An 8,471-nucleotide genomic window follows, 5' to 3' on the forward strand; every position below is an offset into this window, starting at 1 on the left:
CCATTTTGAAAAAATCAAAAATTTCAGAAACTAAAAAACGAAGTGCGATACTCAATGGAGTACTCTCTCCATTTGAACAAATTAATGAAAATCTATTGGTATTTACTCCAACGATTTTGTTAGAATCCGCGACATGGTTGCCAACATATTTGTTTCGAAAAATAAATAAAATGAACAGCTCTAGATATGCTAATTCTATTAACTGTGCAATTGAAAAACTTGGATATCGCAACCTACTTCTTTTCACGGATAGTGATATGTATCGAAGTAGGCATTTAAATGAATTTATTAATCCTTCTCTTTTTATTTATTACACGAGAGATAACTTAATGACAGTCTCGTATTGGTCGAAGCATGGTACTTCCTTGGAACCAGAAATAATGGAAAGTGCCGATTTGGTTGTTGCAAATTCGATGCATTTAGTCAATCTCGCATTAAACAATAATTCAAACAGTTTTTATGTTGGGCAGGGATGTGAAAGTGAAGATTATCTGGTTGAAAATATCGTTTCGGAAAGGCCCATTGAATTTAGCAAAATAAAAGGATCTGTAATTGGCTACGTAGGTTTGTTAACGTCTAGGCGATTGGATATAGACCTTCTAATCGAAATTGCGACCAAACGTCCTGATTGTACTGTAATGTTAGTAGGTCCTGAAGAAACTTGTTTTAAGGAAAGTGATTTGCATTCTTTATCTAACGTGGTATTCGTCGGTAAAAAAAGTCCAGAATCTCTGCCTAGTTATGTTTCCCATTTTGATGTTTGTATTAACCCTCAAATTGTTAATGATCTTACTAAAGGAAATTATCCAAGAAAGATTGATGAGTATTTGGCATCTGGAAATCCTATTGTTGCAACTTATACTCCGACCATGGAAGTATTTAAGGATCATTGTTTTCTTGCTAAGACAAACGTGGAGTTTTTAATTGGTATTGATAAAGCCCTTGTGGATCTATCTGAATTAGCAAAGAAAAAGAGAATTGAATTTGCTCAAACTCATACTTGGGCAAAAAGTGTAAATGAGATATGGGAGTCTGTAGCAAAGATTAATTTTTAAAAAGAGGATATATGAATGTAAGTGAAATGATTTTTTGGTTATTGTTATTAATTGTTTTTTATACCTACATAGGGTATGGAATTGTCTTATTTATTATCGTTCGGTTCAAAGAACTCGTCTGGGATGATATTCAAATTGATCAGAAGGATTATGAACCTGAAGTGACAATTTTTATCGCCGCTTATAACGAGATGCCTTGTTTAAAAGAAAAATTGGCTAACACCTTGTCGTTAGATTACCCAAAGGAAAAAATACAGATTCTTTTTATTACCGACGGTTCTAATGATGGATCTGAAAAATATCTGAAAGCAATACCTGAAGTAAATGTTGAACATGAAAGTATGCGATTAGGGAAGATAGGTGCTATCAACAGAGGAATGCAATTTGTAAAAAACCCAATAGTTATATTCTCTGATGCCAACACAACTCTAAATACAGGAGCCGTAAAAGAAATTGTAAAACATTTTAAAATGGATAAAGTGGGTTGCGTTTCAGGGGAGAAAAGAATAAAAAAGGAAATGTTTACAGGAGCCAGTTCGGAAGGTGAGGGGTTTTATTGGAAATACGAGTCGTTTTTAAAAAAACTAGATGCAAAATTGTATTCTGCGGTAGGCGCAGCCGGTGAGTTATTTGCAATTAGAAAAGAGTTGTTTAAACCTGTAAGGATGGATACAATCTTGGATGATTTTATCATTTCTATGGAAATAGTTAGGGCTGGATATACGATAGCATATGAGCCGGAGGCATATGCAAGTGAGTTCGCTTCACCATCTGTTAGAGAGGAAATGAAGAGGAAGATTCGGATAAGTGCTGGAGGTATTCAAAGTATTATAAGATTGTCTGCTTTATTAAATGTTTTTCGATACGGAGTTGTGAGTTTTCAATATATCTCTCATAGAGTTCTAAGATGGACTATAACTCCAATTTGTTTAATTGCTCTTATTCCAATAAACTTCATTTTAATAGAACCTTTAGGTACGCTCTATACTGCAATGTTTTATGGACAGATCTTGTTTTACTCATTGGCATTTATAGGTTGGTTTTTAGATAGTAAAGGAAAAAAGGTGAAGATGTTATTTATTCCGTTTTATTTTCTGTTTATGAATATGTGTGTGTTTCTTGGCTTCTATCGGCTAATTAAAGGGGATCAGATGGCGGTTTGGGATAAAGCAAAACGAATTACTATTTAATATTTATATACTGTAATTCCGAATTGCATAGCGGGGATTTTGTATTTCACATATAACTTCTTACCGTTCATCTAATACAAGAAACACCTTAGAAGTATTTGCGTAAATCTATATATACGATCATGAAATAATAAAGATGATCGAATTGTTTAACTAAATCTAAATTATATGAAATCATATAAAACAACTAAAATAGTAATCGTTGATGACGATCCGTTTTTCACAGAACTGGTTAAAGAAAATCTTGAGGAAAAAAATTATTGTGATTTGGAAATATATCATTCAGGGCAAGAGTGTGTCGACAACATAGATAGCGATACGGATATTGTTCTATTAGATCATGAGATGGAGGGTGGATTGAATGGAATCGAGACGTTAAAGGGGATAAGGAATCTGAAAATTAATACAGATGTAATTTTTTTAACTGGTCAAGACGATCCACAAGTAGCACGGAATGCATTAAAGCATGGAGCGTATGATTATGTTATAAAAAATGAATCTGCAATGCATAGATTAATTTTTACAATTACTAATCTACGGATTGATAGAGCAAGTAGGAATGATTCAAAAGTTTGGGAAAAAAGTAAAGGATGGGCCTTTGCAATGTTAGTTGCTATCACTGTTTTTGTAACCGTTATGGCACATGATTTTATATTAGAAATGGTAAATAGATAATAGAGCGTGAGGAATTTATCGATAAATGGAAAAATCGTGGTGCTTTTTATGACCACATCAGCTCTCACATTACTGTTTGCCTTAATTCTCTATGTGAGTTATGATATTTGGAAGTATGAGGAACAAATTAAAAATCAGCTTGAGATAACAGCTCAAATTATAGGTGAAAACAACAGTGCTGCAATCTTATTTGAAGATAAGATTGCGGCAAAAATGTCTATAAAAAGTTTACAGGCAACTGAAGACATTGTCTTTGCTCAAATAATCAATAATACAGGTAAACAAATAGCTCTTTATCAACGAGATAGTTATATGATTCGAGGAAACGAATTTGTAAACTTTGAAAATAGAACTGTTGGATTAATAAAGAGTAATAATTATATCGATTTGTATCACGATGTAAATTTTGATCAAGAAATAGTTGGATTGGTTCATATACGATCCGATTTAAGGGTTTATTACGAGAAGGTTTATGATTATATAAAAATGGCTACCGCTATATTTTTAATTTCTCTGTTCCTTACATTTCTTATTTCGACTCGACTTAGAAAAGTAATATCTGACCCTTTACTTCATTTAGCTGGAGAAACAGCTAAGATATCTGCAAAGAATGACTATAGTATTAGGATAAAAGAAGACAGAACTGATGAGATAGGAACACTCATAGAGGCGTATAATAATATGCTCAAAGTTATTGAAACTCGAAATTCGGAATTAATAACTGCTAAGGAAATTGCAATTAATTCCGTGAAATCGAAAGACAGGTTTTTTGCAAACATGAGTCATGAAATTAGAACGCCGATGAATGCAATAATTGGAATGTCTAAACTTCTAAATGAGGCGATCTTAACAGACAAAGAAAGGTCCTATCTGGATATAATTAGTATATCCTCAGCAAATTTGCTAGTAATAATAAATGACATTTTGGATTTCTCTAAAATGGAATCAGGAGAAATGTCTTTCGAAAATATAGGATTCAAAGGTTCAATTGCTATTGATACGGTATGTGCTTCCCTTGAAGTAAAAGCTAATGAGCAGGGTGTTATTCTAGAGAGTGAGATTCAAGATGAGCTGAAGGAATTAATCTTGCTTGGCGATCCTATTAGACTTCAACAGATCTTACTTAATCTGGTAAGTAATGCAATTAAATTCACCTCTAATGGTGGAGTTAAGATTATTGGAGAAATTATTGAAAAGAGTAAGGGAATGGTTTCGGTTAAGTTTGAAATTGAGGATACAGGTTGTGGTATATCACCAGAAAATTTGGAAAATATATTTAGAAGCTTTAAACAAGCTGATTCTAAAACGTTTCGGTTGTTTGGAGGAACCGGTCTTGGTCTATCTATAAGTAAAAACTTAGTTGAGTTGCAAGGGGGTAAAATATATGCGAGCAGTGTAGAAAATGTAGGTTCTACTTTTTCTTTTGAATTGTCATATAGGATTGGAAATGAAATGGATTTGGATCAAAATATGAATTTGGAGGTTGTTAAAGAAACTAATTTATTGATAGGTAAAAGTATCCTAGTAGTCGAAGACAATGAATACAATAAGATATTAGCCACAGAAGTGTTAAAGGCCTTTGAGGTGATTATTCACACTGCGGATAATGGAAAAGAAGCTCTGGAAACATTAAAATCTGAAAAGATTGATTTGGTTTTAATGGATATGCAAATGCCTGTAATGGATGGGGTTGAGGCAACTTATATAATTCGAAATGAGATGAAAGAGCAATTAGGAAATATTCCAATTATTGCCCTAACTGCAAATGCTTTTATCGGTATAGATAAAGAATGCAAAGAAGCAGGGATGGACGATTATATATCGAAACCGTTCGACCATGATATCTTATTTAATAAAATGGCAAGGCTGCTTAGAGGAAATAATAATGTACTTGAAAGCGAAGTAAATAGTATAGAATTAAACCCAAAGAATATGGAACGAAAAAAGCACTCTTATGTGAATTTTAAAAAGTTAAGAATGATGACAAGAGATAACACTCCAGTATTTCTTAAAATGTTAAAAAAACTAGAAGAAGTAACTCCATCTAATTTAGAAGAAATTAACAATTATATGGCAGACGATAATTTGGCAAAAGTTGCTCAAGTTGCTCATCGAATGAAACCAGCTATGTCTTCATTTGGAAATGAAGAATTAGATAGCATAGTACTCTTCCTTGAGGAATGTGATAAAGAGGAAAGAGAAATAAATTTTATAACTGAGCAAGTGGAAGAATTAAATGATGTTGTAGAATATGCTTTTAAAGAGCTGCAAGATGAAATTCTTTGGTTTGATAATCTGGAAAATTCTAAAGTGTAAGAATGATTGAAGCTCTTTTAAAATATAATAATCTTGTAGATAGCGTAAGGGGCTATTTGAATAATTCAAATTCAATTAATTCTATCAGTATTACTGATCGGAATAGTAAAAAACAAATTGAAAAAAAGACAAGAAAAAAATTTAATGATTCCATTTCTGGTTTTCAAGAAAAGGTTAGTAAGTACGCTATTGGTGGACTTGTAATTCAATGGTTCTTTATAATAATAAGATCTTATTATTCTAATTCGCAAGTTTTGCATTTGTGGTTTGGCACTTATTCTTCTTTTCAAATCTTATTAAGTATTGGAGTAGTTGTTTTGACTCTTTCAATCTTTCTAATATTTAATAACGTTAACATCACGAATAAAATTCATGTCATTTGTATAGCGCAAATATTAACGGTCGTATTAATTTCTAGTCAAATAGAAGGTAATTATATCCTTCCCATTTACATGCTTGGGTCTTTCGCAGCAATATCTCTTTTTAGAGATATGAAGGCCTTGTTAGTTTCTTATTTTGTACTGATTGTAGTTTTTGTAGTAAAAATTAAATGGGGATTTGGTGGGTTAGGTATTATCACATATGCTTTTGACTGGATAGCACTGTTTATAGGATCTACCCTTGGTCTTTTATTTCTGTCATATTCAATTCGAGAATCAAATATTAGACTATATCAGTTGTCGATAAAAGAAGTTTACACGAATTATCAAGTGAGAATGATTCGAGAAAAAAAGAGTGATTTGGAGGAGCAGAATGAAACGCTGGAAGCTGCAATTACCTTGTTTAGAAAATCTCAAGAAGAATTACAATTTATTAATGAGCGACTCACTAGGCGAACTGTCGAATTACGGAAGAAAAATTTGGAGATGGAGAAGTCTGAAAATAGAATAAAAAGAAATGTAAAGGCATTAATGAGAGCTGATAAATACAAAAATGAATTTTTGGCAAATATGTCTCACGAATTTAAAACACCTCTTAATAGTATCCTCATTCTTTCTCAACTTCTTCGAAAAAATAGCATGAAAAGATTAAGTAAAGAAGATATCGAGTTTGCAACTAGAATCGAAAAGTCAGGTGAAAATCTACTTAAGTTAATAGAAGATGTACTGATGTTGGCTAAACTTGATGCAGGTAAAATTAAAGTTAAGAAAGATGAAATATTAATTGAGGAATTGTTGAATGTTCTTAGGAAAGAGCACATAACTGATTTTGAAAAGGCCGGTATGAAACTTATTATTGAGTGTAATGAAAGTAGAGGGAAACACTTTGTAAGTGATGAAGCAAAAGTTACTCAGATAATTAATTGCTTGTTATCGAATGCAAGAAAGTTTAGTGAGCCTGGCGGAGATGTGATTTTGAATATTGAAGTATACAATACTAATATATTAGAAGGGATTCACAATGTTGTACATCGGTCAAATAGTGATAGAGTGGTTATTAGCATTCAAGATTTCGGAATTGGAATCAGCAGAAAACATCTAGACCAGATTTTTAATCAATTTGAACAACTAGATGGTTCGTCAAAAAGAAAGTATGGAGGAGTAGGTTTAGGTTTAGCAATTTGTAAAAACATGAGTATTGCTCTCGGTGGTGAAATAATAGTTAAAAGTGAATTGGGTAAGGGGAGTTTGTTCTCTTTGGTTTTGCCTATATCGTAATATTGATAAATATGAAATATGGTATGTTAGGAAAAAAAATAGTCATAGTTGATGATGAAGAATTCAATTTATTTCTTCTTGAGAATGTATTGGTGTTAGAGGGTGCTGAAGTGATTTCAAAGAGAAACGCAAAGGATGTTTTAGAGCTATTTGAAGAGAATAACAATATTGATGTTATTCTAACGGATCTAATGATGCCTGAAATGGATGGGTACGATTTAATGGATAGACTTCAAGAAAGTGATTTTGGAAAGAATATTCCAATCATTGCATTATCGGCAAACATGAATGAATGTGAAGAAGCAAAGTGTAAGAGCAAAGGAGTTGTATCGTGCTTGAGTAAGCCGATTAATGTTGAAAAATTAATTAGAATTATTAATAATGTAAATAATTAAATATATGTATGGACTTGTAAATCATGCTATTCAAGGCCTTGTTACGGCTGAGTTTGGTGAAGATAAATGGAAAGAAATTAAGCGTAAATCAGGAGTTGAAGATGACGTTTTTTTAGCAATGAAACAATATGATGATGCCATTACTTATAAAATGGTTGAAGTTGCAAGTGAAGTAACAGGAGTAGCAGGAGCAGACCTATTAGAAGCATTTGGTACATATTGGGTTTTGTATACTGCAGAGCAAGGTTATGGTGAAATGCTGGATAAAGCTGGGAGTACATTTGTTGAATTTATTGAGAACTTAAATTCGTTGCACGCTCGAGTTGGAAAAATCATGCCTGGCCTAATTCCCCCGAAGTTTGAAGTGAAAAATAAAGAAAATAACTTATTAGAATTAATCTACTCCTCAAAAAGGGCAGGTTTGAATCCTATGGTGGTTGGTTTGATAAAAGGCTTGGCAGAACGCTTTGAACAGAAAGGTGTCGAAATAGAGGAGTTAAGTCATGTCATGGATAAGGAAGGATATTGCACAACTTTCAAAATTACTTGGCAATAAACCTGGTTGGATTTGAACTTAAATGTTTTGTACCCGTAAATAAGTTATGCTCAAAGAAATAGTTATAATAGAGGATGATGATTCATCCTTTTTCCTTAGCCATCGTTTGTTGGGGAAAATGAATGTTACTAAAGAAATAACCAGGTATAGAGACGGATCCGCAGCACTTTCAGCCTTAGTTGAAAGAACCTCAAATAATAAATCACAACCAGACTTGATATTTCTAGACTTGAATATGCCAGTTATGGGTGGCATTGATTTCTTGCGGTTGATTAGAGAACAAATTCCATTCGGAAATTGTTCGGAGATTGTAGTACTGAGCTCATCAGAGTTGAATTTTGATATTAATAATACATCCCGTTATGGAGTGAGTTTGTATCTGCTAAAAAACTTAACGGTAAAAAAGGTGATGCAAGCTGTTGATCTCGTTACATTGAATGTAAAACCCTCTATCAAGAGATATAATGTTTTATTGATAGATGACGACGAAATAAGCAATCGGGTATTACGACATTATTTAGTTGCCCTAAGTTCAAATAGCGACTCAGTCGAAAGTGGAGAAGAGGCTCTTGGTCTGTTTGAAATTCATAAGTATGATTTAATAATAATGGATTTACAGATGCCAA

At 32.7% G+C, this 8,471-nt stretch carries 8 protein-coding genes; all 8 read left to right on the forward strand.

What is annotated here, in order from left to right:
- The first annotated feature begins 170 nt into the window (after positions 1-170).
- Entirely contained in the window at positions 171-1,055 is an 885-nt protein-coding gene (locus tag HRT72_09875; GenBank protein ID NQY68014.1) for a glycosyltransferase, read from the forward strand.
- A gap of 11 nt (positions 1,056-1,066) precedes the next feature.
- Positions 1,067-2,245, forward strand: a complete 1,179-nt coding sequence (locus HRT72_09880; protein ID NQY68015.1) for a glycosyltransferase family 2 protein — start codon at positions 1,067-1,069, stop codon at positions 2,243-2,245.
- A 168-nt stretch (positions 2,246-2,413) separates the two neighbouring features.
- Entirely contained in the window at positions 2,414-2,920 is a 507-nt protein-coding gene (locus tag HRT72_09885; protein NQY68016.1) for a response regulator, read from the forward strand.
- A gap of 6 nt (positions 2,921-2,926) precedes the next feature.
- Positions 2,927-5,236 (forward strand): response regulator, encoded by a 2,310-nt coding sequence (locus HRT72_09890; protein ID NQY68017.1) that lies wholly within the window; start codon positions 2,927-2,929, stop codon positions 5,234-5,236.
- Positions 5,237-5,238: 2 nt separating this feature from the next.
- Entirely contained in the window at positions 5,239-6,894 is a 1,656-nt protein-coding gene (locus HRT72_09895) for a hypothetical protein (GenBank protein ID NQY68018.1), read from the forward strand.
- A 23-nt stretch (positions 6,895-6,917) separates the two neighbouring features.
- Positions 6,918-7,289, forward strand: coding sequence for a response regulator (locus tag HRT72_09900; GenBank protein NQY68019.1), 372 nt, complete (start codon positions 6,918-6,920; stop codon positions 7,287-7,289).
- 4 nt (positions 7,290-7,293) lie between these two features.
- Complete coding sequence (locus HRT72_09905) at positions 7,294-7,845, forward strand: heme NO-binding domain-containing protein (GenBank protein NQY68020.1); 552 nt, start codon at positions 7,294-7,296, stop codon at positions 7,843-7,845.
- A gap of 46 nt (positions 7,846-7,891) precedes the next feature.
- A partial coding sequence (locus tag HRT72_09910; GenBank protein ID NQY68021.1) for a response regulator occupies positions 7,892-8,471 on the forward strand: 580 nt, incomplete at its 3' end.

The sequence above is a fragment of the Flavobacteriales bacterium genome (assembly GCA_013214975.1).
Lineage (GTDB): Bacteria > Bacteroidota > Bacteroidia > DT-38 > DT-38 > DT-38.

What these genes read in the sequence shown, in the direction of transcription:
- HRT72_09875 (NQY68014.1), top strand. Translation starts at nt 171, where the DNA reads ATGAACAGCTCTAGATATGCTAATTCTATTAACTGTGCAATTGAAAAA.
- HRT72_09880 (NQY68015.1), top strand. Translation starts at nt 1,067, where the DNA reads ATGAATGTAAGTGAAATGATTTTTTGGTTATTGTTATTAATTGTTTTT.
- HRT72_09885 (NQY68016.1), top strand. Translation starts at nt 2,414, where the DNA reads ATGAAATCATATAAAACAACTAAAATAGTAATCGTTGATGACGATCCG.
- HRT72_09895 (NQY68018.1), top strand. Translation starts at nt 5,239, where the DNA reads ATGATTGAAGCTCTTTTAAAATATAATAATCTTGTAGATAGCGTAAGG.
- HRT72_09900 (NQY68019.1), top strand. Translation starts at nt 6,918, where the DNA reads ATGTTAGGAAAAAAAATAGTCATAGTTGATGATGAAGAATTCAATTTA.
- HRT72_09905 (NQY68020.1), top strand. Translation starts at nt 7,294, where the DNA reads ATGTATGGACTTGTAAATCATGCTATTCAAGGCCTTGTTACGGCTGAG.